This window comes from Brenneria populi (assembly GCF_036016195.1).
Classification (GTDB): domain Bacteria; phylum Pseudomonadota; class Gammaproteobacteria; order Enterobacterales; family Enterobacteriaceae; genus Brenneria; species Brenneria populi.
In genome coordinates this window covers 758179-783295 of record NZ_JAYWTM010000001.1, presented here as the reverse complement: position 1 = coordinate 783295, position 25117 = coordinate 758179, and the positions used below count along the sequence as shown (strand labels likewise).

Here is a 25117-nt window from a genome sequence, read left to right as displayed (position 1 = left end):
GTATTAAAGGCGGAAAACGAGTTCAACCGGCGCGTCCTAATCGCATCAACAGAGAAATTCGCGCGCAAGAGGTACGCCTGACCGGCGTCGAAGGCGAACAACTTGGCATTGTAAGTCTGAACGAAGCATTAGAAAAAGCCGAGGAAGCAGGTGTTGATTTAGTTGAAATCAGTCCGAACGCCGAGCCGCCGGTTTGCCGAATCATGGATTACGGCAAGTTCCTCTATGAGAAGAGTAAGGCCACTAAGGAACAGAAGAAGAAGCAAAAAGTCATTCAGGTCAAGGAAATCAAATTCCGGCCTGGTACCGATGATGGCGACTATCAGGTCAAACTACGCAACCTGGTTCGCTTTCTGGAAGATGGCGATAAAGCCAAAATCACGCTGCGTTTCCGCGGTCGTGAAATGGCGCACCAACAGATTGGTATCGAAATGCTTAATCGCGTTCGTGACGATCTGAGTGAACTGGCGGTGGTTGAATCCTTCCCATCGAAGATTGAAGGCCGCCAGATGATCATGGTGCTCGCACCTAAGAAGAAACAGTAAGGCATTCAAGTAGCTGGACCCGCGCCGCGTTCGCGCCGTGCGGGTTTTGTTCGCCTTATCTGATTCATTGTAATTAACAATGCGAAGTGGAAATTAACATGCCAAAGATTAAAACAGTACGTGGCGCCGCTAAACGCTTCAAAAAAACCGCCAGCGGCGGTTTCAAGCGTAAGCATGCTAACCTGCGTCATATTCTGACCAAAAAAGCGACTAAACGTAAACGTCATCTGCGTCCGAAGGACATGGTCTCCAAAGGAGATCTGGGCCTGGTTATCGCATGTCTGCCTTACGCATAAGCACCCTTTTTTGAATTTAGAATAAGACTTTAGGAGAGAGCATATGGCTCGCGTAAAACGTGGTGTGGTTGCTCGCGCACGTCACAAAAAAGTATTGAAACAAGCGAAAGGCTACTACGGTGCCCGTTCGCGCGTTTATCGTGTTGCCTTCCAGGCAGTAATCAAAGCTGGTCAGTACGCATACCGCGACCGTCGTCAACGTAAGCGTCAGTTCCGCCAGCTGTGGATTGCACGTATCAACGCAGCAGCCCGTCAAAATGGCTTGTCTTACAGCAAATTCATCAACGGCCTGAAAAAAGCCTCTGTTGAAATTGACCGTAAGATTCTGGCTGATATCGCCGTATTCGACAAAGTCGCCTTCAGCGCGCTGGTCGAAAAAGCGAAATCGGCTCTGGCGTAAGCCAGTTGAAAGAGGGAGCGTTGCTCCCTCTTTTAGTTTTGTCCCGGCACCGGCTGTGCTAACTAGCATTACTGTTGACATTTTGCCTGGCGCATCTTTCAATAACGCAGTGGTGTTTTCCCGTTTTATGATGACGACAAGGTAACGCAAGTATGCACGCTGCTATTTTCCGTTTCTTTTTTTACTTTAGCGCCTGAACTCAGGGGGCTTTGCGCGTAAGAAAAGAAACGAAAAGTAGCGCCTAAGCCTCCCTCAGGGAGGCTTTTTTGTTTAATGCGCATAATTTTCCCTACGCGAGAGCATCGCGCTCTTGGGTAACATTTTTCCATCATGACAGTTGGCCATACAGGCAGAAGAAGAGGAATGCAATGCCACATCTCGCAGAACTGGTAGCCAAAGCCAGAACAGCCATAGAAGAGGCCCAGGACGTCGCCGCGCTGGATACCGTGCGCGTCGGATATCTCGGCAAAAAAGGTCACTTAACCCTTCAGATGACCACGCTGCGCGAGCTGCCTGCTGAAGAGCGTCCCGCCGCGGGTGCGGTGATTAATCAGGCTAAACAAGAGGTTCAGGAGGCGCTGAATGCGCGCAGGCAGGCGCTGGAATCCGCCGAGCTAAACGCCCGTCTGGCCGAAGAAACCATCGATGTGTCCCTGCCGGGCCGTACTATTGAGAACGGCGGTCTGCACCCGGTCACCCGCACCATCGATCGCATCGAAACCTTTTTCGGCGAGCTGGGCTTCTCCGTGGCGACGGGGCCGGAAATTGAGGATGACTATCATAACTTCGACGCGCTGAATATTCCCGGACACCACCCGGCGCGCGCCGATCACGATACCTTCTGGTTCGACGCCTCGCGCCTGCTGCGCACCCAGACCTCCGGCGTGCAAATCCGCACCATGGAAACACAGCAGCCGCCGATTCGCATCATCGCGCCGGGGCGGGTATACCGTAATGATTACGACCAGACGCATACGCCGATGTTCCATCAGATGGAGGGGCTGATTGTGGATAAAAACATCAGCTTTACCAATTTGAAGGGAACCTTGCATGATTTCCTGCGTAACTTTTTTGAAGAAGATCTTCAGGTCCGTTTCCGTCCTTCCTATTTTCCGTTTACCGAGCCTTCGGCCGAAGTCGATGTGATGGGCAAAAACGGCAAGTGGCTGGAAGTGCTGGGCTGCGGCATGGTGCATCCCAACGTGCTGCGCAACGTGGGCATTGACCCGGAAGTCTACTCCGGTTTTGCCTTCGGCATGGGTATGGAACGGTTGACCATGTTGCGCTACGGCGTGACCGATCTGCGCGCGTTTTTTGAAAACGATTTACGCTTCCTCAAACAGTTTAAGTAAGGCGGGAATATCATCATGAAATTCAGTGAACTCTGGTTGCGCGAGTGGGTAAACCCGGCGATTGACAGCGAAGCATTGGCAGAACAGATCACCATGGCCGGTCTGGAAGTGGATGGCGTTGAGCCGGTCGCCGGCGCTTTCCACGGCGTGGTCGTGGGAGAGATTATGGAGTGCGCCCAGCACCCCAATGCGGATAAATTGCGCGTAACGAAAGTCAACGTGGGCGGCGATCGCCTGCTGGACATCGTGTGCGGCGCGCCGAACTGCCGTCAGGGCTTAAAGGTCGCGGTGGCCACTATCGGCGCGCTATTGCCGGGCGATTTTAAAATCAAGGCGGCCAAGCTGCGCGGCGAGCCGTCCGAAGGGATGCTGTGCTCGTTCTCCGAGCTGGGCATTTCAGACGACCACGACGGTATTATCGAGCTGCCGCAGGATGCGCCGATCGGCGCGGATATTCGCGATTACCTTAAGCTTGACGATAACGCCATTGATATCAGCGTTACGCCGAACCGCGCCGACTGTCTGGGCATCATCGGGGTGGCGCGCGACGTTGCGGCGCTGAATCAGTTAGCGCTGACCGAGCCGAGCGTGGCGCCCGTCGAGGCCACGATCGCGGATACCTTCCCGATCCGGGTCGATGCGCCCCAGGCTTGCCCGCGTTACCTCGGCCGGGTGGTGAAAGGCATTGACGTTAAGGCCGCCACGCCGCTATGGATGCGCGAAAAGCTGCGCCGCTGCGGTATTCGCTCCATCGATCCCGTCGTTGACGTCACCAATTACGTCTTGCTGGAATTAGGCCAGCCGATGCATGCCTTCGACCTCGATCGTCTTGACGGCGGCATCGTTGTTCGGATGGCGCAGGAAAATGAGGCGCTGACGCTGCTGGACGGCAATGAGGTGAAGCTGGAATCCGATACGCTGGTGATCGCCGATGCGCGGAAAGCGCTGGCGTTAGGCGGGATTTTTGGCGGCGAACACTCGGGCGTTAATGAGAATACCCGGAATGTGCTGCTGGAGTGCGCATACTTTAATCCGCTGTCGATTACCGGCCGCGCGCGTCGCCACGGCTTGCATACCGACGCGTCCCACCGCTATGAACGCGGCGTCGATCCGGCCATGCAGCGCCAGGCGATGGAGCGCGCTACGCGTCTGCTGCTCGATATCTGCGGCGGTCAGGCCGGTCCGGTGGTAGAGACGGCCAGCGCGGCGGATCTGCCGACCCGGGCCACTATTACGCTGCGCCGCGAGAAGCTGGACCGGTTGATCGGCCATGATATCGCCGATGAGCAGGTCGGCGATATTTTGCGGCGTCTCGGCTGTAAATTGACGAAAACCGACGCCGGCTGGCAGGCCGTCGCGCCAAGCTGGCGTTTTGACATGGAAATTGAAGAAGACCTGGTGGAAGAGGTCGCGCGCCTTTATGGCTATAACAATATTCCGAATGTCGCCACGCAGGCGCCGCTGCAGATGACTTCTCATCGCGAAGCGAATCTTTCGCTCAAGCGCGTGAAGACAATATTGGTCGACCACGGCTATCAGGAAGCAATTACTTACAGTTTTGTCGATCCTAAAGTTCAGGAGTTAATTCATCCTGGCGAAGACGCGTTGATTCTGCCTAGCCCGATCTCCGCCGAGATGTCGGCTATGCGTCTGTCTCTGTGGAGCGGCCTGCTGGGCGCGGTGGTTTACAATCAGAACCGCCAGCAAAGCCGCCTGCGCCTGTTTGAAAGCGGCCTGCGTTTCGTACCGGACAGCCGCGCCGATCTGGGCATTCGTCAGGAACTGATGTTAGCCGGCGTGATTACCGGCAGCCGCTACGAAGAGCATTGGGATCTGGCTCGACAAAGCGTGGATTTCTATGATTTGAAAGGCGATTTAGAAGCCGTCCTGGCCTTGACCGGTAAATTATCCGCGGTTGAATTCAAGGCGGAAAGCAATCCGGCATTGCATCCGGGGCAAAGTGCTGCTATTTATCTGTGCGGGGAACGTATTGGATTTATTGGGGTTATCCATCCGGAACTGGAACGTAAGCTGGATCTTAACGGCCGAACCGTGGTGTTCGAAGTGTTGTGGAGCAAGGTTGCAGACCGCGTGCTGCCTGATGCGAGCAATATTTCTCGTTTCCCTGCAAACCGTCGTGATATCGCAGTTGTCGTGGCTGAAAACGTCCCCGCTGGCGATGTTTTAGCCGAATGTAAGAAAGTTGGCGCAAATCAGTTAGTTGGCGTAAACTTATTCGACGTGTACCGAGGAAAGGGCGTAGCGGATGGGTACAAGAGCCTGGCTGTGAGTCTGATCTTGCAAGATACTTCCCGTACACTGGCAGAAGAGGAAATTGCCGCTACCGTTGCACAATGCGTAGCAGCGTTAAAACAGCGATTCCAAGCATCCTTGAGGGATTGAACCTATGGCGCTTACTAAAGCTGAAATGTCAGAATACCTGTTTGAGAAGCTTGGGCTGAGCAAACGGGATGCCAAAGAGCTAGTCGAGCTGTTTTTTGAAGAAGTTCGTCGCGCTTTGGAAAATGGCGAGCAGGTCAAGTTGTCGGGCTTCGGCAATTTTGATTTGCGAGACAAGAACCAACGACCGGGACGTAACCCAAAAACTGGCGAAGATATTCCGATTACGGCGCGCCGTGTGGTCACGTTCCGTCCGGGGCAAAAGTTAAAGAGTAGGGTAGAGAACGCCTCTCCCAAAGAGTAAATATCCTGTCCCAAAAGGCCGCGTAAGCGGCCTTTTTTTTGTTCATGGGATTACAGCGCATATTAAAACCCCCGACTATGCCTGTAATGCCGTTCACTTAAGCCGGTTTTTAGGGGAAACACCGGGGAGGTTCCCGTAGGGACGCCTCACCCCGGTGGTCGCCCGGTGTATCTCGATGCTTAAACGATCGGCGTTACGGCACAAGTACAGGGAGTCATGATGGGATTTGCCGTTACCCGGCATAATTTAGCCGGAAGCCGGGGTTCATCGAGGGCTGGCGAGCCTCCTATGTCGGGCGCGCGATGGTGATTGATCATCCGCGCGAGCCGCCGGCTTTCCTGCCGTCCGGGCGCCATCTATTTCTTTTCGCCGTTTTTTTCCGGGTGGTCGGGCACCGGTCGGCGATCGTCAATCAAATGACGGATGGCGAGAATAGGGTGGTGAAGCAGCATGCGCGGCCCGGACCAGCGCATGATCGCTTTGATTTCCCGCCGCTTTACCGGCTGATAGCAGTGAATGGGGCAGTGTTTGCAAGCGGGCTTCGCTTCGCCGAAATAGCAGCGTTCCAGACGGTTGGTCGCGTAGTCAAACAGGCGACGGTATTGTTGCCGATCGTCGTCAGGCGCGGGATGATGCTTTTCGTACAGTTCGATCATCAGTTCGACGGTACGCAGCTCGCGCCGTCGATGCTTGCCCAGAGGTTGTCTCGCCATAGCGCCCACGTATTGATGTGATATCCATCGCGCTATTTTAAAAGCAATTCGCTGGCGTTAAAACTCCGGACGTCGCGGCGCGGGGAAAAAGCGCTGAAAATCGCCGGGAGCGATTTTCAACGCCGCCTGCGGCGGCCTGAAAGGGGGCGGGCAGGACGCCCGCCATAAAATAATCAGGAGGCGCGTCCGAACTGCGCCTGGTGCAGTCTGGCATAAATACCGCTGTGATCCAGCAGCTCTCGGTGGCTGCCCTGTTCGATAATGCCGCCGTTATCCACCACCACGATGCGTCCGGCGTTCTGTATCGTCGCCAGGCGGTGGGCGATGACTAACGTGGTGCGTCCGCTGGAAAGCGCATTCAGCGACTGTTGAATCGCCTGCTCCGTCGCGGTGTCCAGCGCCGACGTGGCCTCGTCCAGGATCAGAATCGGCGGATTTTTCAAAAAGATACGCGCGATGGACAAACGCTGTTTTTGCCCGCCGGAGAGCTTGACGCCGCGTTCGCCCACCACCGTATCCAGCCCGTCCGGCAGCGCGTCGATCAGCTCATCCAGCCTGGCGCGCCGCGCCGCCTGCATGATCTCCTCATCGCTGGCGTCGAGCTTGCCGTAGGCGATGTTTTCGCGAATGGTGCCGCCGAACAGGAAAACCTCCTGCTGAACGATGCCGATCTGGCTGCGCAGGGATGCCTGCGTCATTTCCCGGATATCTATGCCGTCGATGGTAATGCCGCCGCCGGTCAGATCGTAAAAACGCGGCAGTAATGAACAGAGCGTGGTTTTCCCCGCGCCGGAGGGGCCGACGAAGGCGACGGTCTCTCCCGCACGGATGGAAAGCGTCACGTTATGAATGATCGGGCGATCGGCGGTATAGCCGAAACTGACCTGGTTAAAGCGAATATCGCCCTTCAGCCTGGCGATATGCCGCGCGTTCGGCGCGTCTGTAATCTCCGGCACGGTATCGATAAGCTGGGTAAAACGTTTGAAGCCGGCGATCCCCTTGGGATAGCTTTCCAGTACGGAGGTGATTTTGGCCACCGGGCGGAAAAAAACCTCGATCAGCAGCAGAAAGCCGATAAAGCCGCCGTAGCTGAGTTCGCCTGCGATGACATACCAGATGCCGGCCAACATCACGATTAGCTGTATCAGCCGCGTGCTCAGATAGCTGAGAGTCAGGCTGGCCGTCATGATGCGGTAGGCCTGAAGCTTGGTACGGCGGTAGTTTTCGTTGTCGTGGGAGAATAGCCGCTTTTCATGCGCCTCGTTGGCAAAGGCTTTCACGACGCGGATGCCGCCCACGCTCTCTTCAATGCGCGCGTTGAAATTACCCACCTGGCCGAAGAGCTGGCGCCAGGTTTCCGTCATCCGAGCGCCATAGCGACTCACCAGGAAAGTCATAAACGGCACGATGACGATAGTCAGCATCGCCAGCGGCAGATGTACCGTCGCCATCAGGATAAATGCGCCGATGAAGGTCATCACGGCAATAAACAGATCTTCCGGGCCGTGGTGCGCAATCTCGCCCACCTCCTCCAGATCTTTGGTGACGTGGGTAATGATATGGCCGGTTTTCGTATTGTCGTAATAGCGGAACGGCAAATTTTGCAGATGCTCAAAGGCCTGCCGCCGCATATCCGTTTCTATGCCGACGCCCAGCGCATGTCCCCAATAGTTGACGATCGCCATCAGACCGGTATTCAGCAGGTAAACCGCCAGCAGACCGACCGAGGCCAGCAGAATCAGCGTCCAGTTTTGCGCCGGCAGCAGGGTATCGATAAATGATTTGATCGCCATCGGGAACCCCAGTTCGAGCAAACCGGCGATGATGGCGCAGCCGAAATCGAGCACGAACAGCCCCTTATAAGGGGCGTAGTAAGAGAAGAAACGCCGTAACATGCAATAAAACTTGAGTTAAAGAAATGTGAAAATCACTATAACAGGTAATCGTCTCCAGCGGGAGACGCAAATAAAATGAACGGTTTGTCATCCTGACCGCCGGGTGGCCAGCCAGCAGAGCAGGGAGCCGGCCGTCACCATCAGCACGCCCTGCCAGAAAGAGACCGCCGGAGAGGTTTTTAGCCATAGCGCGGCCATCAGCGTAGAGAGGATCGGCGTAAAATAAGACGCGGTCGCCAACAGGGTCAAATTGCCGGATTGAATCCCGGCGTTCCAGGCGGAATAGGCCAGCGCGGTCGATGCGCCCATAAAGATAAGCTCGAGCGACGACGGCAACGTTAACGCAATCGGGCCTTCGGCGCTGAGCGCATATTGCGCCCACAGTACGCATGAGACGACGAGGAAAAAGAGGGGGATGCCGCTCTTCCCCTGGCCGTAACGTTTGGTGATGTTGCAGTACAGCGCCCATATCGCCGCGGCGGAGAATGCCAATCCATAGGCCAGGGGATTGGTGAGGATATTTTGCCACAGCCCCCTGGGTGACCACTCGCCGTCCCCCTGCATAATCCAGACGATGCCGGCCAAAGAGAGCGCCAGTCCCGGCCAGAGCAGGATGCGGCTTTTTTGCTGATTGATAAAGATAGCAAACAGAATCGTCAGGCAGGGCCACAGATAGTTGATCATGCCCAGCTCCATCGCCTGTAAACGGTTATTGGCTAACCCAATGGAGAGGGAGAGAAAAATTTCATAGCAGACAAACAGCGGGCCGCCGATCAGCAGATAAACCTTCGGCAGCGTTTTAAAGCGCGGAACGCCGTAAAATAGGCACAGACATAAGGTGCTGGCCGAATAGATCATGGCCGCGCCGCCGATGGGGCCGAGCGTCTCGGTAAGGCTGCGAATCAGTCCGACGGAGGTACTCCACAGAATGATGGCCGATAAGCCCGCAAGCGTCGCGCGTTGTGGCGTTAAGCTCATGATGGGGGTCTAGGTTATATCAATAAAAAGCGGATACCGCGTCGGTATCCGCCCCGTATCGCGCATCGACGGCGCGTTAGCGCCAGAAATCGTCAAAAACGGTAACCGGCGGCCGACGTTTATGTTCGGTCTTGCGGTACCAGTTTTCAATAATCGCCGCGTCTTTCACATCGATTGTCTTACCTTCAAGGTAGTCATCAATTTTTTCATAGATGACGCCCAGCGCCACTTCGTCCGGCAGCGCCGGGCGGTCGTCCTCCAGGTCGGCGGTCGGCGCTTTGGTGTAAAGTTTCGCCGGGCACCCCAGTTCGCGCAGCAGGGCTTTGCCCTGGCGTTTGTTCAAACGGAATATCGGATTGATGTCGGTGCCGCCGTCGCCATATTTGGTGAAGAAACCGGTTACCGCTTCCGCGGCGTGATCCGTTCCCACCACCAGGCCCGCATTCATCCCGGCGATGCTGTACTGCGCTTTCATGCGCTCACGGGCTTTCTCATTGCCTTTCACGAAGTCGGACAGCTCAATGCCGATCGCCTTCAGCGTCGCTTCGCTGGCCTCCACCGCCGGTTTGATATTAACGGTCAGCACCCTGTCCGGCTTGATGAAAGCAATGGCTTCCTGGCAGTCGGCTTCATCGGCCTGAACGCCGTAGGGCAGCCGCACGGCGATGAATTGGTAGTCTTGATTACCGGTTTCATTGCGCATTTCCGTGATGGCGGTCTGGCACAGCTTGCCGGTTAAGGTGGAGTCCTGACCGCCGCTGATCCCCAGAACCAACGACTTCACGAACGGATGCGCCGCCAGATAACGTTTTAAGAAATCAACGCTGACGCGGATCTCTTGCGCCGGGTCGATAGCGCTCTTGACGCCCAATGCGCCAATAATGTCTTGTTGTAATGACATGAGGTTCCCCCTTCCTGAACGGGTTGATTCTGCCTAAATTGCCTTGATCGTCAGAGTGTAAAGCTAATTGGCGCGAAGAAAAAGAACAAGCTTGCCGCCAGATGTTTTCCCTATGGGCCGCCGCTTTCCGGCCATTGAGCGAACGCGGATATAAGTAAGGCGATAATTTGAATAAACGCTTTTTGTCATCTAGTCTTATCAGTGACCCATTCATATGAGGTAATGCAATGAAAAATAATAGACTCGTACTGTGTATGGCGGCTGTAGGCGCGCTCTTTCTTGCCGGGTGTACAACTTACAATCAGGCGGAAAGTTTAGTGACGGAACCGGTGGTCAAGGATGTGAAAAAAGGGATGACGAAGCAGCAGGTTCGTCAGATTGCCGGAGCGGGCGCATCGGAGGTGAAATTGGTTAATGCGAAAGGCACATGCGCTAATTATCTGTTGAAAAACCGTGATGGAACGGCGCAAAATTATTTTGTCAGCTATGACGAAACCGGACACGTTCTGAATAAAGGTTTCCAGAGCTGCCAGGCATACGATACCTCGCCGCAGCGATAACCCAATTCTTTATCGTCTGACCGTATGATTTATTGATTTAAAATATAATTTTTGGTCGTTAATCACATGCTGGAATACGCATCGTCCTGTTAGGCGCTCTCCAGCATGTTCTCCCGCGGCGCTCCGCGCGCCGACCACTCCCGATACGCTTCCCGTTGGCCCATGGCCGTTAGTGTTAAGATTCCGTTTGGATTCGGTAATGTCTTGTCAGATAGCGGGTTTTAAGATAGTTCTGTCTTTCGTCTAACGATATTGTGACCGATATTGCAGTTAACCAGTTCAATAAGGCTGTTTATGCATCGAGGAAAATGCAATGACGAAAAAAACACTGGCACTAATCATGTCGTTACTCCTGGCCACGGGGTCTTTCTCCGGCATCACTTTCGCGGAAGGCATGAACGGGCCGCAGGACCAGAGAGTGCAGCCGCGTAATAATCAAAACGGCGGCGAACAGCGACATGCGCCTAATGCCAACGGCAATCAGAGAAATGCCCCTAACGGCGAACGCAATAATAACGCCGAACGCAACAATGGTGAAAGGCGCGGGCAAACGGCAAAACAGGCGCCGCGCGAGCAGCGGAATTCGCCCCATTTCCAGGAGCGGGATCGGTTTGTCGCACGCGGCAATGATTTCAGGAAAGGGCACCCCGTACCGCCGCGTTTTCGCGGCGACGACTACCGGGTTAACGACTGGCGCGCCCGTGGGTTGCGCCAGCCGCCTGCGGGCCAGCACTGGGCCTATATTGACGGCAACTATGTGCTGATCGCGGCGGCGACCGGGATCATCACCTCTATCCTTCTCAATAGCGCGCTGCAGAATTAAGCCTCAAGCGGCGAAAAAATTAACGAGCCGGCAGTGAACTGCCGGCTCGTTATATTTTGGCATCGCGATGTAAAAGGCGTCACGCTAGCGGTGCGTTAACTCCGCCTCTTCCTGCGCGTTAAACAGCGCTTTATCCGTCTGTTTCAATAGCTGGCTGGTCACGGTTCCCGCGGTCATCGAACCACTGACGTTTAATGCCGTACGTCCCATATCGATCAGGGGTTCTATGGAGATCAGCAGCGCCACCAGCGTAACGGGTAATCCCATCGTCGGCAGTACAATCAGCGCGGCGAAGGTGGCGCCGCCGCCCACGCCGGCGACGCCGGCCGAACTGACGGTGACGATGCCGACCAGCGTGGCGATCCAGAGCGGATCGAGCGGATTAATACCGACCGTCGGGGCGACCATGACCGCCAGCATCGCCGGATAAAGCCCGGCGCAGCCGTTTTGGCCGATGGTGGTGCCGAACGACGCGGCGAAGCTGGCGATGGATTCCGGCACGCCGATGCGTCGGGTTTGCGCCTCAATGCTCAGCGGAATAGTCGCCGCGCTGGAGCGGCTGGTAAAGGCGAAGGTCAGCACCGGCCATACCTTGCGGAAGAAGCGGGCGGGGTTGATGCCGGTTAGCGACAGAATCAGCGCGTGTACCCCGAACATGATAGCCAGACCCAGGTAGGACGCCGCCACAAAACTGCCCAATTTTAGGATATCTTGCAGGTTGGAGCTGGCGACCATCTTGGTCATTAGCGCCAATACGCCGTACGGGGTAAGTCTCATCACCAGACGAACCAGCTTCATCACCCAGGATTGCAGCGTATCAATGGCCGTCAGGACGCGTTCGCCCTTGGCCGCGTCATCTTTCATCAACTGCAGCGCGGCGACGCCGAGGAACACGGCGAAAATAACCACGCTGATGATTGACGTGGGGTTGGCGCCGGTCAGCTCGGCGAAAGGATTTTTGGGAATAAAGGAAAGGATTATCTGCGGAATGCTCAGATTGGAAACCTTGCCGGCATAGCTATTTTCGATGGCGGATAGGCGAGCGGTTTCCTGCTCGCCCTGAACCAGCCCGCTGGCGGTCAATCCGAACAGGTTGGTGACGAAAACCCCGATTAATGCGGCGATGAGCGTAGTGAACAGCAGTGTTCCAAGCGTCAGTATGCTGATTTTCCCTAATGACGAGGCGTTATGCAGCTTCGCGACCGAATTCAAAATGGAGATGAATACCAGCGGCATCACGATCATTTGCAGCAGTTGGACATAGCCGTTGCCGACGATATTAAACCAGGCGACGGACTGTTTGAGCACCGGATGGTCGCTGCCGTAGATCTGGTGCAGCGCCAGGCCGAACAATACCCCGATAATCAAGCCCAGCAAGACTTTCTTCGCCAGGCTCCACGACGCGTTGCGGCCGGCGTATCCCAGCAACAACAAGAGGGCGGCAAACGCCAAAATATTTAATAGCAGCGGAAAGTTCATCGCCACTTCTCCCTAATTAATCAGATAAGTAATTTTTCAGCATCAATAAAAAAACGCGCGTAAGAATATCAGCTCCGCCATAAGTTTGTTATATGGCTATAAGTTATAAATTATAGCTAATAATTTCGGCGTTTTTCCGCCGCAGTCGGCTATTGAGGCGCCGGGGTTACTTTAACAGCCGGGAAATGTGCGCCTGCGCCGACTGGATGAGGCTGAGTGATTGTTCATAACTGCAACAGTTCAGATTTTTTTGCGGTTGATACAGGGAAAAGCCGATAAAGGCGATACAGAGAACGCGTTCTAACTGATTGCCCTTTTGCCCATTCAGTACCGGCAAGCGGAAACGCCAGCGGCAGGGCCAGAGCAGCGGCACGCCGGCTGAGGTGAGAGCATCGGCGGCGATATGGCTTAAGTAACCGACGATCATGGCGTGATAGACATCGGTGGGGAGCAGCCAGCCGGCGGGCATGCGCGTTTGCATAAAAAACATGCCGGCGGCGATGGCGAGCAAACTGTGCGTGAATCCCCGATGGCCGAAAGCGCGGGCGATGGGCGTCGATATCCACTTCAGCCTTTGCCCGAGCAGAGATTTGGGATGGTCGATATCCGGCAGGAGCGAGGTCAGCAGGGCGCCGGGGAGCAGATGCCACCAGTCTCCCGCTGCCAGTTCCGGCGATAGCTCCACTTTTTTAGCCAGGATCACACAGGCAACAGAGAATAGGACATGTCCTTCCGCGGTCATGAGGGGTCTCATACTAAACTGTTATTTTATACAGTATATGAGATTCTCCCGATCCCAGGAAGTAGTTACGGCGTAACTATTTATTACCAATCGCGCATTTTATACCCTGGATAATCCGCGTCGCAGGGTAAAAATGCCCGCGCGTTTTTATTCTGTTGCGACCGCGTTCTCGCCGGTATGTCTCGGCCGCCTCTGTGATCGGTAAAGAAGGCGCGGTGCGTCGCGCCTTTCTCATTTTTCGCATATGAAATCCGTTCTGAGGACGGCCGTTAACGAGCCAGCCAGCCGCCGTCAACGGCGATGGTGTAGCCATTGATATAATCCGATGCGCTGGAAGCCAGGAACACCGCCGGGCCCATAAGATCCTGCGGCGACCCCCAGCGCCCGGCGGGGATGCGATCCAAAATTTCTTTGCTGCGCTCTTCATCCGCGCGTAGCTGCCGGGTGTTGTTGGTGGCCATGTAGCCGGGGGCGATCGCGTTAACATTGATATTGTGCTTCGCCCACTCATTCGCCAGCAGGCGGGTAATCCCCATCACCGCGCTTTTTGACGCGGTGTAGGACGGCACGCGAATGCCGCCTTGAAAAGAGAGCATGGACGCGATATTGATGATTTTACCGCCGTGGCCTTGCTTGATGAACTGCCGGGCAACGGTTTGCGACATAAAGAACACGCTCTTGATGTTCAGATTCATCACGTCGTCCCAATTCTTTTCGCTGAATGCGATGGCGTCTTCGCGGCGGATAATGCCGGCGTTATTGACCAGTATGTCTATTTTGCCAAACTCCGCAACGCCCTGGGCAACCAGATCGGCATGGCCGGCAATGTCGCTCATATCCGCGGTCAGACTGAGAAAGCGGCGACCCAGGGCGGTAACTTTCTCTATGGTCTCTTCGGGTTCAACAATGTTGACGCCGACAATATCGCAACCGGCCTGCGCCAATCCGATAGCCATACCCTGGCCGAGCCCGGTATCACAACCCGTGATGAGCGCGATCTTACCCTGCAAATCGAAGGAATCTAAAATCATAGCCATAATCTCTCCATCCGCGACAATAGGTTATCGTTAGCTGTTACCGTAGTGAAAAGGTTGAAGAAGCGCCGGGCAAAGCGGTGACATCGCGTGGCAGTGACAATGTCACATTTATACTACTCTGCCCGACTTTTCCTCGTTGTATGCTGATGATAGTCATACCGAGACATTAATTCAATAAAAATGAAATGATGTTTTATTTTGTTTTGATGAACATCATGCTTTTATCTATGCCGCGCTTATTCGGACGGCGGGACAAGGGCGCAGCGCTTTGCGCGACGCCAAACGGGCGGGTTTATTGCCGAGTCCGGCGCGGCGGAGGAAGGTTAAATTTGTCGGCAACGCGCGCCCGGCCGGCGGCTTGACGCAGAGGCGCAGAGGTTTTATGCAATGGCGGAGCGGCAAGGCTAGCACGCCGGCAATGGCCGCGGCGCACTCATGTTGCTGCGCGCTTACGGCCCACGGTTTTCACGATCGCTTTATGCAATATGGCCGACGTTAAGCTGCCGCAGCGAATCCAGCTTATGATCGGCCAGCGCCCAACGCGCATCGTTGCTGAATTCGGCCTGCGGTATGACAATCGAACGCATACGGGCGGCCTTGGTCGCTATCATGCCGTTTACCGAATCTTCTAATGTCACGCACTGCAGCGGTGAAACGTTCAGCCCCTGCGCCGCGTTCAAATAGACTTGCGGATGCGGCTTGCTGTAAGGCAGATGTTCCGCCGAGGCTAAAAAGTCAAAATAGCGCGTTAAATCGAAGGTGCGCAAAACCTGTTTTTGCATAGGGAGGGGGGATGCCGACGCCAACCCGATGAGAAGATTTTGCCGACGGCAGAGCTGCAGCGCGTGCTCGACGCCCGGTAGTAAAGGGCGGCGCTCATCCACCAGCGCCATCGCCCGTTCGATGATCCGATTGACAACCGTTTCCCGGCTGGGCGCGCGCCATGGCGCCAACTGATACCAGAGATCAACGACCATATCGATGCGCAGCCCCAGCGTATCCCGCATGGATGCGCGTAGCGACGTATCAATCCCCAGCGATGAGATGACCTCCAGCTCGGCCATGTCCCATAATGGTTCGGAATCAATCAGCAGGCCATCCATATCAAAAATCGCCGCGCGGATAGAGGTGTTCGCTGTCATGTCATCGGTCCCGTAAAAGTGAGATAGGTGAATCCGTTGAGAAAAGAAAAAGTTATACCCTAATGCCGATCGTTTAAGCATCGAGATGCACGGGGCGACCAGCGGGATGAGGCGTCCCTGCGGGAACCTCCCCCGGTGTTTCCCCTAAAAACCGGCTTAAATGACCAGCATTCGGTTATACCCGCCATACGTCAAGTTGCCCGTGCGTTGGCTTTGTTACTGGCCCCGCTGGGGCCGCCGCAGGCGCTGTGCAAAAACGCTTTTGGCGTTTTGTCCGGCAACTCGAATGATTTAGGGTATAGGTTAATATCTTGCTTATCAAAGGCGCTTGCGCAATAAAACGTTGACTGACAATAAACTTGCAGTAGGCTGCTAGCGTTTTTATGCGTATGCCCGTCATACTTCGGAGTGCCGCGACCTTGCCTGCATGCAACTCGAATTATTTTAGGGTATATACTGGTTCGTGGTAAAAAACAGCGTCGTTCAGAAGGGGAACTCATGACGTATCAACAGGCTGGACGTATAGCCGTGGTTAAACGTATCGCGGGATGGATAATTTTTATTCCGGCTTTGCTGTCCACCATTATCTCATTCGCCAACTACCTTTATGCATTTACTCAGAAAAAACAGGGCATCGATGCGGTATTGCTGGATTTTGTGCATCTGATGGTCGATATGACGCGTTTCAATACCCCTTTTCTGAATATATTCTGGTATAACTCGCCGGTTCCCGATTTTTCGAACTTGTTTAAATCCGCCAGCCTGATGTTTTGGCTGATCTATCTCCTGATTTTCGTCGGATTGGCGCTACAGCGCTCCGGCGCCCGTATGTCCCGGCAGGTGACGGCGATTCGCGAGGGGATTGAGGATCAGATGATCCTAGAAAAAGTGAAGGGCGCAGAAGGCAATTCGCGCGAGAAGCTGGAGTCACGCGTCGTTGTGCCGCGCCACACCATTTTTCTGCAACTCTTTCCGCTCTATATTCTACCTCTCATCGTTGCGGGCGTCGGTTATATGGCGCTGCGGCTGTTGGGGCTGCTGGCGTAGCTCGCTAGCCTGGCGCGGCCATGCGCCAGGCTGACCGGCGCCGTCAGTCGTAGAGCTGCTGTTCTATCGCCTGCTGGGCCTCAATAATGTGTTTCCCGCCAAAAAGATTGGCGCGGTTAAGCAGGTAGTAAATCTGATAGACGGGCTGCCGATCGATGAAATCCTTATCCAGCGGCCAGACGTTCTGATAGCCATCGTAAATCTGAGGCGGCAGCGTCGGGTAGAGCGGCAGCATCGCCAAATCGCACTCTCTGTCTCCCCAATAACAGGCCGGATCGAACAGATAGCATCCGTTGCCGCTGTTGGCGCAATTATCGGGCCAGAGATCGCCGTGCAGCAGCGACGGCTGCGGCTGATGTCCGGCCAACCGCGCCTCCGCGCGCTCGATCAGGGTGTCGACGTCGCCGAAGTGCATGCCTTTTTCCGCAGCCAGCTGTAACTGCCAGCCAATGCGCTGCTCGGCGAAAAATGATGACCAGCGGCGCTGCCAGCAGTTGGGCTGAGGGGTGGTCGACAGGTCATTATCAAAGTCGAGGCCGAACTGCGGCTGATCGCTCCATTGATGCAGCCGCGCCAGCTGTTCGCCAAGGCACCAGGCGCTGTGGGCATCAAGCGGTTTGACCGGCAGGTACGCCAGCAGCAGGAAACTGTTGGCGCGCGAGCTGCCGACGCCATAGACCTCCGGCACCTTTACGGTATGGCTGCGCGCCAGCAACGCGAGCTGATCGGCTTCCGCGGTGAATTTCGGCAGCATTTCACGCCCGTCGCATTTAACGAACACCTCATGGTCGCCATAGCGTATATACCAGGCCGGGTGGATCTCGCCCCCCGGCAATTCTCGGCGTTCCCGAATTTCAGCAGCACCGAGATGTTCTTCTAAAAGCCGGCTGACAGCTTGCCACATAAGACCATCCTCCCGTTGATGTTGCCTGACCCCGTCTTTATACCGTTACGGTAATTGATTGAACTCTATAAAAACTGAATCTGTCGCACAGTGATGATGATTGGTGGAGCGGCGAAAAGAAACCCGCAGGAAAAAGTATAGCCGCGATTGAAAATAAGCGCGCCGGCGGGCCCGGCGCGCAAGCGGATTAGGAGGGGGTGGCCGAAATCTGCGCGGCGGCGCGGCGGCGCTGTTTCAGTTGGTGATAAATCAGCGCAATCGCGAAAAACAGCGCCTGTACGATGACGATGCAGGGACCGGTGGCGCCGTCGATATAAAAACTGATCATCGTACCGGCGATGCAGGAGGTCACGGAAACCAGCGTCGCCGCCGCCAGCATCCGGTCAAAGCGTTTGCACAGTATAAAAGCGATGATACCCGGGGCGATCAACATGGCGATGACCAGAATAACGCCGACCGCCTGCAACGATGCGACGATGGTCAACGCCAGCAGGCAGAGCAGCCCATAGTGCAGTAGTTTCACCGGCAGGCCGATAACGCGGGCGTGGCTGGGATCAAAACAGTAGAGCATGAAATCGCGGCGTTTCAGCAGGATCACGGAGAGCGTGACGAACGCGATCAGCAGTATTTGCGTCAGCTCCGGAGCGGTGATGCCCAGCACGTTGCCGAATAGAATATGGTTCAGGTGTTGATCGGTATCGATACGCGCGAATAGCACCAATCCCAGCGCGAACATGCCGGAAAAAATAATCCCCATCACGGTATCTTCCTTGATTCGGCTGTGCTCTTTCACGTACCCGGTGGCGATCGCGCAGAATATACCGGACACAAAGGCGCCGATAACCAGCGGTATGCCCAGCAGAAAGGCCACCACGATACCGGGCAGGACGGCATGAGATATCGCGTCTCCCATCAGCGACCAGCCTTTCAGCACCAGATAGCAGGACAACACCGCGCAAACCGCCCCGGTCACAATGGCTGCGAGCAGCGCGCGCTGCATAAACGGATAGGATAGCGGTTCGACTATCCAATTGAAAACCAGGCTCATCGCGCATCCTCCATTTGAATACGTCGGCGTAAGCGGCGCGAGGCCAGCAGGCCATGCTTGGGCGCGAATAGAAATGCCAGCAGGAATAGGGCCGTTTGCAGCGTGACAATCACCCCCCCGGTGGCGCCGTCGAGGAAAAAGCTTAGATAGGCGCCGAGGGCGCTGGTCAGCGCGCCGAACGCGATCGCAATCAACACCAGGCGGCTGAAGCGATCAGTGAGCAGATAGGCCGTTGCGCCGGGGGTGATCACCATCGCGATAACCAGAATCGCGCCGACGGTTTGCAGCGCAGCCACGGTGCAGGCGCTGAGCAGGGTAAAGAAAATAATTTTCAGTTTCAGCGGCGAAAGGCCGATGGAGCGGGCGTGGTTCTCGTCAAAGAACACCGCGAGCAGATCTTTCCATAGCAGGCATAGCACCACAAAGGTGACGCCGATAATGATTTCGACCTGGATAATGTCTTCCTCGGGGATCCCCAAGATATTGCCGAAGATAATCGATTGCACGTTAACGGAGGTGGGGTTAAGCGAAATAATCAGCAGGCCGACGGCGAAAAAAGTCGAAAAGATAAAGCCGATCACCGCATCCTCGCGCAAGCGGGTAATGTGGCGGAGCAGCGTCATCGCCAGCGCCGCCAGCATTCCGGTAAAAAAAGCGCCGGCGGCATAAGGCAGCCCCAGGGCATAGGCGCCGGCCACGCCGGGCACCACCGAGTGCGACAGCGCGTCGCCCATCAGCGACCAGCCTTTTAGCATCAGGTAGGCGGAAAGAAACGCGCAGACGCCGCCTACGATTGCGCTGACCCAGATCGCGTTAACCATGTAGTTGTAGCTGAAGGGTTGCAACAAAATGTCGATCATCGGTTTTCTTTCTCCTCCGGAGGAGTGCGGACGGCGGGAGGATCGCTTTTGGTTGAGCCGTAGAAAACGGCGGGGCGCTCGTCATCGGTCAGTACGGTCACCGTACGGGCGTCATCGTCGTCATGGAGATTGGGGCCGCCAAGATGAATATGACGCAATACGCCGCCAAAGGTTTTCTCTAGGTTACTTTGGGTGAAGGTGGTGCGGGTCGGCCCCGACGCCAGGACGGTTCCGTTCACCAGAATCACGTTATCGCAAAATTCCGGCACGCTGCCGAGGTTGTGCGTCGCAACCAAAATCAGATGCCCTTCGTCGCGTAGCGTGCGCAGCAGATCGATAATCGCATTTTCGGTTTTTACGTCGACGCCGGTAAAAGGTTCATCCAGAAGCAATACGCTGCCTTGCTGGGCCAGCGCGCGCGCGAGGAAAACCCGCTTTTTCTGTCCGCCGGACAGTTCGCCTATCTGGCGGTGATGCAGCGCCGACAGGCCGACGCGCGCCAACGCGTCGGTCACAAGGGCGCGATCCCGCTGGCTGGGAATGCGCAGAAAATTCATCTTTCCATATCGTCCCATCATCACCACGTCGGAGACCAGCACCGGAAAGTTCCAGTCCACATCTTCGGTTTGCGGGACGTAGGCCACCTGGTTCTGTTTCAGCGCCTGAGCGATAGGCTTGTTATTCAGCAACACCTGTCCGGTGGTAGGCTTCACCAGCCCCATAATGCTTTTGAACAGCGTCGATTTCCCGCTGCCATTAATGCCCACCAGCGCGCAGATAGTGCCGCCATGCAGGGCGAAAGAGGCATGGCGAATCGCCTGATGCCCGTTGCTGTAGGTCACGGAAACATCGCTGACCTCTAATGACTGTGTCGCCGTGGTATTGCTGCTCATTGTTCAAACCCTTTGGCGATGGTTTCTACCGTAACCTTTAACAGATCGATGTAGGTGGGGACCGGGCCTTTTTCGTTCGACAGCGAATCCACATAGAGCACGCCGCCGTATTTAGCGCCGGTCTCCTTGCTCACCTGTTTTGCCGGTTTGTCCGAGATGGTGCTCTCGCTGAATACTACGGGGATTTTTTCCGCCCGGACGGTATCAATCACCTGGCGCACCTGCTGCGGCGAGCCCTGTTCGTCCGCGTTGATCGGCCATAGATAGGCTTCCCGGAACTGGTAGTCTTGCGCCAGATAGCTGAATGCGCCTTCGCTGGTCACCAGCCAGCGCTGTTGGGCGGGAATACGCGCCAGCCGCGCTCTTAACGGCGCATCGATCGCTTTAATCTTTTCCGCATAGGCGCTGGCATTGCGATTATAGATCTCCGCGTTGGCCGGATCATATTTCACCAGCCCTGCGCGAATATTCTCAATGTAGATTAATGCGTTAGACGGCGACATCCACGCATGGGGATTGGGGTTGCCGTTATAGCTGCCGCCGCGGATCGGCAGCGGGGCGATTCCTTCCGTCACCACCACCGCCGGGACATCTTTTACATTCTCAAAAAAACGTGCGAACCAGCGTTCCAGATTCATGCCGTTCCATAATATCAACTGGGCCGACTGCGCTTTAACGATATCGCGCGGGGTGGGCTGATAATCATGAATTTCCGCGCCGGGCTTGGTGATGGACTCTACGGTGGCCGCATCGCCGGCAATATTCTGCGCGATATCCTGAATAATGGTAAATGTGGTTACCACCTTGAGTTTTTCCGCGGCGTGAACGGCGGAAACGGATGCAAATAGCAGGGTGCAAGGCAACAGGACTCGATGCCAAAAAGTCGGTAATCGAATCAGGGAAATAGTCATGCATATATCCTTACAAGCTGTGAATGATGTTTTTGAGAATAATTATCAATATCATTTAAGTCAAGGGGCAGATGAAAAGTGGCGAGGTGTCGGACGACCAGGCAGGCTGAAGGCGATAGGCATAGCAGTGAAGGGTCCACAATGCTCCTTTGGTAACAAAAAATTTAATCTAATTTAATGAAACGAAATCAACCTTGCAACGTAAGTCTAACGCCAACGGCTGATATTCGCACTGTTTATATGGAATAAAGAGAGATTAGCAGCCATGCGAGAGCGGGGCTAAAAAAATGGCTGAACCTGCCGATAAAACAGTATGTGTAGGGTTTTTGGCATACGTTTTATTTCTGGAAGGAACATAAACTCATGAGCACCAAATCGGAAAGACGCTGGAAATTGGCAAGCTGGTTTCTACTGATAGTTCTCGTTCCGCTGTTTATCGTTATGCTGCTGGGGAATTGATTGGCCGAAGTAGGTCGGAGCATCGTTTCTTAACTTTTTCAATCTCAAGCCCTATCGCGAGACATCGCCGAGATGGCAGTGATATATGTCCTAACTAATTCAAACTGCTGGACAAAAACGCTTCAGCGTTTTTGTCCAGCGCTTGCGGCTGCCCCATGGATGGGCGAGTAACACAGCCAACGCATGGGCAACTTGAAGCATGACGGTGATATTCGATAATAATCAATACATTACTTCCTTATTTCCCGTGATTGCCACTCTGGCCTGACGACGTTTCATAAGCTTATCTAATTTTCCTATGAGCGGGGCGTGGGTAATAGTTGCAATTGTGCCGCGGACGGTGTTTTCTATAGCAGCTGTAGGGTGATGGGATGTGCGGTGAGAGATAACTTAATCCTATCATTTATAGTGATTTAGTGCGTTATTGAGCACTTATTGGCGCATCAAAAGCCTCAATCTGTGCGGCACGTCGATGACTGGCAAAAAATGGCTTGCCATTGATTACGGAGTGTGTAATAACGCACTTGGGTAAAACGAGGTACAGTTCTGTATATGAATGGCATTTTCAGTAAAGAAGACTTGAGTACAAACGCTAGCGTTGAATACCACTTCTCTGCCGATCCTTATCTTAGTGCCTCAAGCAGTAACGACTTTGGTTTGTCTGTATAACGCCTCTGGCGGTTTAAACAATTAAAGGAAATATCTGAAATGGCAAAGATTAAAGGTCAGGTTAAGTGGTTCAATGAGTCTAAAGGCTTTGGTTTCATCACTCCTGCTGATGGCAGCAAAGATGTGTTCGTACACTTCTCTGCGATTCAAGGCAACGGTTTCAAAACCCTGGCTGAAGGCCAGAGCGTAGAATTCGAAATTCAGGATGGTCAGAAAGGCCCGTCCGCCGTCAACGTTACCGCGCTGTAAGTACCGCTTACGTTGCAAAACCCGCCATGGTGCGGGTTTTTTGTTGCTTATTTTTTATGAATACTATTTTTTTAAGCAGGAAAACATGCTGATAGCTTATCAATGTCCGCTGTGTCAGCACCCATTACATCGAATCAAACAACAGTGGTCATGCGGCCGTCATAGCTTTGATTGTGCGAAAGAAGGCTATGTGAATCTATTGCCGGTACAGTTTAAACGTTCCAGACAGCCGGGCGACAGCGCCGAAATGATGCAGGCGCGCAGGATGTTTCTGGACGCGGGGCATTATCAGCCGTTGCGCGAATATGTCACGCGGCGCATTAATACGCTCTTGCCGCAAGAGGCCGGCGCCGTGCTGGATATCGGCTGCGGAGAGGGATACTACACGGCGGCCCTGGCCGACTGTCTAAAGCGGCAGCGCACGGCAATAGCCGTTTATGGATTGGATGTTTCAAAAGCCGCCATACAGCGCGCGGCGAAGCGTTATCGCGACGTCGATTATTGCGTCGCGTCAAGCCAGCGGCTGCCGTTTAACGATCGGTCGTTGGATGCGATATTGAAAATTTATGCGCCATGTAATGACGCCGAATTGCAGCGCACCGTTAAAGCGGGTGGCTGGGTCGTTACCGTATCGCCGGGACCGCGTCATCTTTATCAACTCAAGGCCGAAGTCTATGACCGGGTGCAGCTGCATCCGCTCAGGGATGAAGCGCTGTCTGGGTTTCATCTGGCCGATCAACAAACGCTGGCATATTCGCTTCGTCTGTCGGGGGCGGAAGGCGCGGCGTTACTGCAGATGACGCCGTTCGCCTGGCGAGCGACGCCGGAAGTGAGTAAGAAACTGCGGGAAACCGCGCAGTTTATCTGCGAAACCGACTTTATTATTCGCTTTCACCGGCGCGTCGAGGATGACGGGGCAAGCGAGACGCGGGCTGCGGGGTAATTTCCAGCGCGCGGGAAGCGCGGCGAGGTCGGGAGTTAATGCGGGCAGGGCGCGGAGTCGGTCCCCGCCAATGAATATCTTATCGGCGTTTTGGCACGTCAGGCGAAATAGCCAAGGTGTTCATAAAGAATATTGCAGCCGATGCCGATGAGCACCAGACCGCCGACGATTTCCGCTTTTTTACCCAGAATCGGGCCGATATAGCGGCCGATCAGCATTCCGAGCGTCACCATGATCATGGTGGCGCAGCCAATCACCATCGCGGTATGAAAAATGTTGACCTGCAGGAAGGCAAGCCCCACGCCAATCGCCATGGCGTCCAGACTGGTTGCGATAGCGGTAAAAACCAGAACCAGCAGGCTATGTTTCTTGAGCTGCCCGCCGCCCTCGTCCTGCGCGCTCTGGAAGCCGTTCATAATCATGCGCACGCCAAGAATCAACAGCAGGCTGAATGCAACCCAGTGATCCCATTCAAGAATGAAGCGGCTGGCGAAAAAGCCGAGCGCCCAGCCGATGAGCGGCGTAATCGCTTCGATAATGCCGAAGATAAGGCCGGTACGTACGGCGTCGCGAAATTTGGGCTTATGCAATACGGCGCCTTTGCCAATGGACGCGGCGAAGGCATCCATAGACATGCCGAAAGCAAGGATGAGAGTAGCTGATAGGTTCATGTAAGTAGCCTCGGCTGGGTGCTTCTCCATATCCACGCAGATCGTCCCCAACCTCATGACGATCTTCGTGTCTATGGTCTCGCCTGCCAATCGGCCGCCCGCACCACGTTTTACACTCTTCTGGGTAAGGAGATAAAACGAGTATGTTGATACGAGCATTTCTGAATTAATTCTCAGAAACCGGCTACTCCCCAATGACGGCGCAACCTTAACATATTATTTATGGCATAAACAACAATAAAAATATTATGTGTTAACAATGCGATTGATAATGATTTTCATTTGCTTAATAAGTGTAAGCATTGAGTGAAATAACAGCGGAGTCGATAGGGGTAAAATACCACAAATAAGTTAATGGAATGTTTAACAATATTTTCATTTTATAATGGATTATACATAACTCATTGATTTTCAATCATGAAATGATAAATCTTTTCAAGATCGTCAAGTTGATTGACCTGTATCAATAATCGACGTTTTTCTAAGTCGATTACCAAAACGCCATCCTCGGATAAATTCATACTCTTAATTCGGCTATAAAAAATAAATACATTGGCGTAAAAGAAACCTGTCGATTTAAACAACAGCTTAGGCCGCCGAATATAGGCGAGGTAGATCGCCATGAATGCCAGAAACAGCAAAAGCGACGTGGTAATTACCGGACCTTTATTCATGATATTGCGGTAAATAAGAATGACGGTTAAGCCGATGAATATAAGCGCATCCAGCCGATTCACGCGTTTTAGCAACACCCGCAGCCGGGTTTTCCCCTTTAATCTGTCCATGATGAATTCGTCGTAGATAGCATAAAGCAGCGCCAGCGTAATCGATACAACCAGAGCGATGTCCGTAACCGTCATAGATAACTCCAGATAATAAGAGGCGGGGCTTCTGAC

28 protein-coding genes, 1 riboswitch and 1 other annotated feature are annotated in these 25117 nt (G+C 54.3%); of the genes, 13 read left to right on the top strand and 15 right to left on the bottom strand.

Annotated features, from left to right (window positions below; genetic code table 11):
• Positions 1 to 2: 2 nt before the first annotated feature.
• From infC to ihfA, 7 genes are all read left to right on the top strand, one after another.
• Positions 3 to 545, top strand: a complete 543-nt coding sequence (gene infC, locus VSX58_RS03535) for a translation initiation factor IF-3 (RefSeq protein WP_072065893.1) — start codon at positions 3 to 5, stop codon at positions 543 to 545.
• 98 nt (positions 546 to 643) lie between these two features.
• On the top strand, positions 644 to 841 hold the full coding sequence (gene rpmI / locus VSX58_RS03530; RefSeq protein ID WP_048639028.1) for a 50S ribosomal protein L35: 198 nt from the start codon (positions 644 to 646) through the stop codon (positions 839 to 841).
• Between the two features lie 43 nt (positions 842 to 884).
• The gene (gene rplT / locus VSX58_RS03525) at positions 885 to 1241 is read left to right on the top strand and encodes a 50S ribosomal protein L20 (protein ID WP_327615996.1); all 357 of its coding nucleotides are present in this window, start codon (positions 885 to 887) and stop codon (positions 1239 to 1241) included.
• A gap of 146 nt (positions 1242 to 1387) precedes the next feature.
• Positions 1388 to 1512: a sequence feature (Phe leader region), on the top strand.
• Positions 1394 to 1438, top strand: coding sequence for a pheST operon leader peptide PheM (pheM, locus tag VSX58_RS03520; protein WP_121626058.1), 45 nt, complete (start codon positions 1394 to 1396; stop codon positions 1436 to 1438). (Overlaps the previous feature by 45 nt.)
• 97 nt (positions 1513 to 1609) lie before the next feature.
• Complete coding sequence (pheS, locus tag VSX58_RS03515; protein ID WP_327616836.1) at positions 1610 to 2593, top strand: phenylalanine--tRNA ligase subunit alpha; 984 nt, start codon at positions 1610 to 1612, stop codon at positions 2591 to 2593.
• A gap of 15 nt (positions 2594 to 2608) precedes the next feature.
• Positions 2609 to 4996: a phenylalanine--tRNA ligase subunit beta gene (gene pheT, locus VSX58_RS03510; RefSeq protein ID WP_327616835.1), complete on the top strand. Its 2388-nt coding sequence runs from the start codon at positions 2609 to 2611 to the stop codon at positions 4994 to 4996.
• Positions 4997 to 5000: 4 nt separating this feature from the next.
• Positions 5001 to 5297, top strand: coding sequence for an integration host factor subunit alpha (ihfA, locus tag VSX58_RS03505; protein ID WP_009112984.1), 297 nt, complete (start codon positions 5001 to 5003; stop codon positions 5295 to 5297).
• A 356-nt stretch (positions 5298 to 5653) separates the two neighbouring features.
• On the opposite strand, the gene VSX58_RS03500 is transcribed toward ihfA, so the two are convergent.
• The 4 genes from VSX58_RS03500 to nadE all read right to left on the bottom strand — a co-directional run bounded on the left by VSX58_RS03500 (position 5654) and on the right by nadE (position 9784).
• Entirely contained in the window at positions 5654 to 6010 is a 357-nt protein-coding gene (locus VSX58_RS03500; RefSeq protein WP_327616834.1) for a nitrous oxide-stimulated promoter family protein, read from the bottom strand.
• A 173-nt stretch (positions 6011 to 6183) separates the two neighbouring features.
• Positions 6184 to 7905, bottom strand: a complete 1722-nt coding sequence (locus VSX58_RS03495) for an ABC transporter ATP-binding protein (protein WP_327616833.1) — start codon at positions 7903 to 7905, stop codon at positions 6184 to 6186.
• A gap of 87 nt (positions 7906 to 7992) precedes the next feature.
• Positions 7993 to 8883: an aromatic amino acid DMT transporter YddG gene (gene yddG / locus VSX58_RS03490; RefSeq protein ID WP_327616832.1), complete on the bottom strand. Its 891-nt coding sequence runs from the start codon at positions 8881 to 8883 to the stop codon at positions 7993 to 7995.
• A 76-nt stretch (positions 8884 to 8959) separates the two neighbouring features.
• The gene (gene nadE, locus VSX58_RS03485; RefSeq protein WP_327616831.1) at positions 8960 to 9784 is read right to left on the bottom strand and encodes an ammonia-dependent NAD(+) synthetase; all 825 of its coding nucleotides are present in this window, start codon (positions 9782 to 9784) and stop codon (positions 8960 to 8962) included.
• Positions 9785 to 10011: 227 nt separating this feature from the next.
• On the opposite strand from nadE, the gene osmE reads away from it, so the two are divergent.
• Positions 10012 to 10344, top strand: a complete 333-nt coding sequence (gene osmE, locus VSX58_RS03480; protein WP_327616018.1) for an osmotically-inducible lipoprotein OsmE — start codon at positions 10012 to 10014, stop codon at positions 10342 to 10344.
• Between the two features lie 313 nt (positions 10345 to 10657).
• Positions 10658 to 11167: an RcnB family protein gene (locus tag VSX58_RS03475; RefSeq protein ID WP_327616830.1), complete on the top strand. Its 510-nt coding sequence runs from the start codon at positions 10658 to 10660 to the stop codon at positions 11165 to 11167.
• A gap of 84 nt (positions 11168 to 11251) precedes the next feature.
• Here the strand turns inward: VSX58_RS03475 and VSX58_RS03470 are convergent, their stop codons facing one another.
• The 4 genes from VSX58_RS03470 to hxpB form a co-directional block, all read right to left on the bottom strand.
• Complete coding sequence (locus VSX58_RS03470) at positions 11252 to 12646, bottom strand: L-cystine transporter (RefSeq protein WP_327616829.1); 1395 nt, start codon at positions 12644 to 12646, stop codon at positions 11252 to 11254.
• A 166-nt stretch (positions 12647 to 12812) separates the two neighbouring features.
• Positions 12813 to 13388 (bottom strand): metal-dependent hydrolase, encoded by a 576-nt coding sequence (locus VSX58_RS03465; protein ID WP_327616828.1) that lies wholly within the window; start codon positions 13386 to 13388, stop codon positions 12813 to 12815.
• Between the two features lie 269 nt (positions 13389 to 13657).
• Positions 13658 to 14419 (bottom strand): 2-dehydro-3-deoxy-D-gluconate 5-dehydrogenase KduD, encoded by a 762-nt coding sequence (kduD, locus tag VSX58_RS03460; protein ID WP_327617059.1) that lies wholly within the window; start codon positions 14417 to 14419, stop codon positions 13658 to 13660.
• A 482-nt stretch (positions 14420 to 14901) separates the two neighbouring features.
• Complete coding sequence (gene hxpB / locus VSX58_RS03455; protein ID WP_327616827.1) at positions 14902 to 15567, bottom strand: hexitol phosphatase HxpB; 666 nt, start codon at positions 15565 to 15567, stop codon at positions 14902 to 14904.
• A 498-nt stretch (positions 15568 to 16065) separates the two neighbouring features.
• Between hxpB and VSX58_RS03450 the strand changes: the two genes are divergently transcribed.
• On the top strand, positions 16066 to 16614 hold the full coding sequence (locus VSX58_RS03450; RefSeq protein ID WP_327616023.1) for a YniB family protein: 549 nt from the start codon (positions 16066 to 16068) through the stop codon (positions 16612 to 16614).
• A 43-nt stretch (positions 16615 to 16657) separates the two neighbouring features.
• Here VSX58_RS03450 and VSX58_RS03445 read toward each other — a convergent pair whose 3' ends face one another.
• The 5 genes from VSX58_RS03445 to VSX58_RS03425 form a co-directional block, all read right to left on the bottom strand.
• Positions 16658 to 17518 (bottom strand): fructosamine kinase family protein, encoded by an 861-nt coding sequence (locus VSX58_RS03445; protein ID WP_327616826.1) that lies wholly within the window; start codon positions 17516 to 17518, stop codon positions 16658 to 16660.
• A 187-nt stretch (positions 17519 to 17705) separates the two neighbouring features.
• Positions 17706 to 18566: a metal ABC transporter permease gene (locus tag VSX58_RS03440; protein WP_327616825.1), complete on the bottom strand. Its 861-nt coding sequence runs from the start codon at positions 18564 to 18566 to the stop codon at positions 17706 to 17708.
• Entirely contained in the window at positions 18563 to 19426 is an 864-nt protein-coding gene (locus VSX58_RS03435; RefSeq protein ID WP_327616824.1) for a metal ABC transporter permease, read from the bottom strand. The genes VSX58_RS03440 and VSX58_RS03435 overlap by 4 nt, the downstream gene beginning before the upstream one ends.
• The gene (locus VSX58_RS03430) at positions 19423 to 20319 is read right to left on the bottom strand and encodes a manganese/iron ABC transporter ATP-binding protein (protein ID WP_327616823.1); all 897 of its coding nucleotides are present in this window, start codon (positions 20317 to 20319) and stop codon (positions 19423 to 19425) included. Before VSX58_RS03430 ends, VSX58_RS03435 begins: the two co-directional genes overlap by 4 nt.
• The gene (locus tag VSX58_RS03425) at positions 20316 to 21230 is read right to left on the bottom strand and encodes a metal ABC transporter substrate-binding protein (RefSeq protein ID WP_327616822.1); all 915 of its coding nucleotides are present in this window, start codon (positions 21228 to 21230) and stop codon (positions 20316 to 20318) included. Before VSX58_RS03425 ends, VSX58_RS03430 begins: the two co-directional genes overlap by 4 nt.
• Positions 21231 to 22241: 1011 nt before the next feature.
• Between VSX58_RS03425 and VSX58_RS03420 the strand changes: the two genes are divergently transcribed.
• From VSX58_RS03420 to rlmA, 3 genes are all read left to right on the top strand, one after another.
• Entirely contained in the window at positions 22242 to 22358 is a 117-nt protein-coding gene (locus tag VSX58_RS03420; RefSeq protein ID WP_327616029.1) for a DUF2627 domain-containing protein, read from the top strand.
• A gap of 39 nt (positions 22359 to 22397) precedes the next feature.
• Positions 22398 to 22607 carry a transcription antiterminator/RNA stability regulator CspE gene (cspE, locus tag VSX58_RS03415; protein WP_048639002.1) on the top strand — a complete coding sequence of 70 codons (210 nt, stop codon included), beginning with the start codon at positions 22398 to 22400 and terminating at the stop codon, positions 22605 to 22607.
• 91 nt (positions 22608 to 22698) lie between these two features.
• A complete protein-coding gene (rlmA, locus tag VSX58_RS03410; RefSeq protein WP_327617058.1) occupies positions 22699 to 23550 on the top strand; it encodes a 23S rRNA (guanine(745)-N(1))-methyltransferase in 852 nt (283 codons plus the stop codon).
• Between the two features lie 98 nt (positions 23551 to 23648).
• Here rlmA and mntP read toward each other — a convergent pair whose 3' ends face one another.
• Together mntP and VSX58_RS03400 are read right to left on the bottom strand one after the other, a co-directional pair.
• Positions 23649 to 24221: a manganese efflux pump MntP gene (gene mntP / locus VSX58_RS03405; RefSeq protein ID WP_327616821.1), complete on the bottom strand. Its 573-nt coding sequence runs from the start codon at positions 24219 to 24221 to the stop codon at positions 23649 to 23651.
• A gap of 10 nt (positions 24222 to 24231) precedes the next feature.
• Positions 24232 to 24426, bottom strand: a riboswitch (yybP-ykoY riboswitch).
• A 196-nt stretch (positions 24427 to 24622) separates the two neighbouring features.
• On the bottom strand, positions 24623 to 25081 hold the full coding sequence (locus tag VSX58_RS03400) for a DUF986 family protein (RefSeq protein ID WP_327616820.1): 459 nt from the start codon (positions 25079 to 25081) through the stop codon (positions 24623 to 24625).
• Between the last annotated feature and the right edge of the window lie 36 nt (positions 25082 to 25117).

Bases quoted from the DNA above. Each gene is read 5' to 3' on its own strand.
- rpmI (WP_048639028.1), top strand. From the start codon at position 644: ATGCCAAAGATTAAAACAGTACGTGGCGCCGCTAAACGCTTCAAAAAA.
- rplT (WP_327615996.1), top strand. From the start codon at position 885: ATGGCTCGCGTAAAACGTGGTGTGGTTGCTCGCGCACGTCACAAAAAA.
- VSX58_RS03425 (WP_327616822.1), bottom strand. From the start codon at position 21,230: ATGACTATTTCCCTGATTCGATTACCGACTTTTTGGCATCGAGTCCTG.
- yddG (WP_327616832.1), bottom strand. From the start codon at position 8,883: ATGAGCTTAACGCCACAACGCGCGACGCTTGCGGGCTTATCGGCCATC.
- mntP (WP_327616821.1), bottom strand. From the start codon at position 24,221: ATGAACCTATCAGCTACTCTCATCCTTGCTTTCGGCATGTCTATGGAT.
- VSX58_RS03470 (WP_327616829.1), bottom strand. From the start codon at position 12,646: ATGAACTTTCCGCTGCTATTAAATATTTTGGCGTTTGCCGCCCTCTTG.
- VSX58_RS03430 (WP_327616823.1), bottom strand. From the start codon at position 20,319: ATGAGCAGCAATACCACGGCGACACAGTCATTAGAGGTCAGCGATGTT.
- VSX58_RS03400 (WP_327616820.1), bottom strand. From the start codon at position 25,081: ATGACGGTTACGGACATCGCTCTGGTTGTATCGATTACGCTGGCGCTG.
- nadE (WP_327616831.1), bottom strand. From the start codon at position 9,784: ATGTCATTACAACAAGACATTATTGGCGCATTGGGCGTCAAGAGCGCT.
- VSX58_RS03420 (WP_327616029.1), top strand. From the start codon at position 22,242: ATGAATGGCATTTTCAGTAAAGAAGACTTGAGTACAAACGCTAGCGTT.
- pheS (WP_327616836.1), top strand. From the start codon at position 1,610: ATGCCACATCTCGCAGAACTGGTAGCCAAAGCCAGAACAGCCATAGAA.
- VSX58_RS03475 (WP_327616830.1), top strand. From the start codon at position 10,658: ATGACGAAAAAAACACTGGCACTAATCATGTCGTTACTCCTGGCCACG.
- VSX58_RS03465 (WP_327616828.1), bottom strand. From the start codon at position 13,388: ATGACCGCGGAAGGACATGTCCTATTCTCTGTTGCCTGTGTGATCCTG.
- pheT (WP_327616835.1), top strand. From the start codon at position 2,609: ATGAAATTCAGTGAACTCTGGTTGCGCGAGTGGGTAAACCCGGCGATT.
- hxpB (WP_327616827.1), bottom strand. From the start codon at position 15,567: ATGACAGCGAACACCTCTATCCGCGCGGCGATTTTTGATATGGATGGC.
- kduD (WP_327617059.1), bottom strand. From the start codon at position 14,419: ATGATTTTAGATTCCTTCGATTTGCAGGGTAAGATCGCGCTCATCACG.
- ihfA (WP_009112984.1), top strand. From the start codon at position 5,001: ATGGCGCTTACTAAAGCTGAAATGTCAGAATACCTGTTTGAGAAGCTT.
- VSX58_RS03440 (WP_327616825.1), bottom strand. From the start codon at position 18,566: ATGAGCCTGGTTTTCAATTGGATAGTCGAACCGCTATCCTATCCGTTT.
- VSX58_RS03445 (WP_327616826.1), bottom strand. From the start codon at position 17,518: ATGTGGCAAGCTGTCAGCCGGCTTTTAGAAGAACATCTCGGTGCTGCT.
- VSX58_RS03500 (WP_327616834.1), bottom strand. From the start codon at position 6,010: ATGGCGAGACAACCTCTGGGCAAGCATCGACGGCGCGAGCTGCGTACC.
- cspE (WP_048639002.1), top strand. From the start codon at position 22,398: ATGGCAAAGATTAAAGGTCAGGTTAAGTGGTTCAATGAGTCTAAAGGC.
- VSX58_RS03450 (WP_327616023.1), top strand. From the start codon at position 16,066: ATGACGTATCAACAGGCTGGACGTATAGCCGTGGTTAAACGTATCGCG.
- VSX58_RS03495 (WP_327616833.1), bottom strand. From the start codon at position 7,905: ATGTTACGGCGTTTCTTCTCTTACTACGCCCCTTATAAGGGGCTGTTC.
- osmE (WP_327616018.1), top strand. From the start codon at position 10,012: ATGAAAAATAATAGACTCGTACTGTGTATGGCGGCTGTAGGCGCGCTC.
- VSX58_RS03435 (WP_327616824.1), bottom strand. From the start codon at position 19,426: ATGATCGACATTTTGTTGCAACCCTTCAGCTACAACTACATGGTTAAC.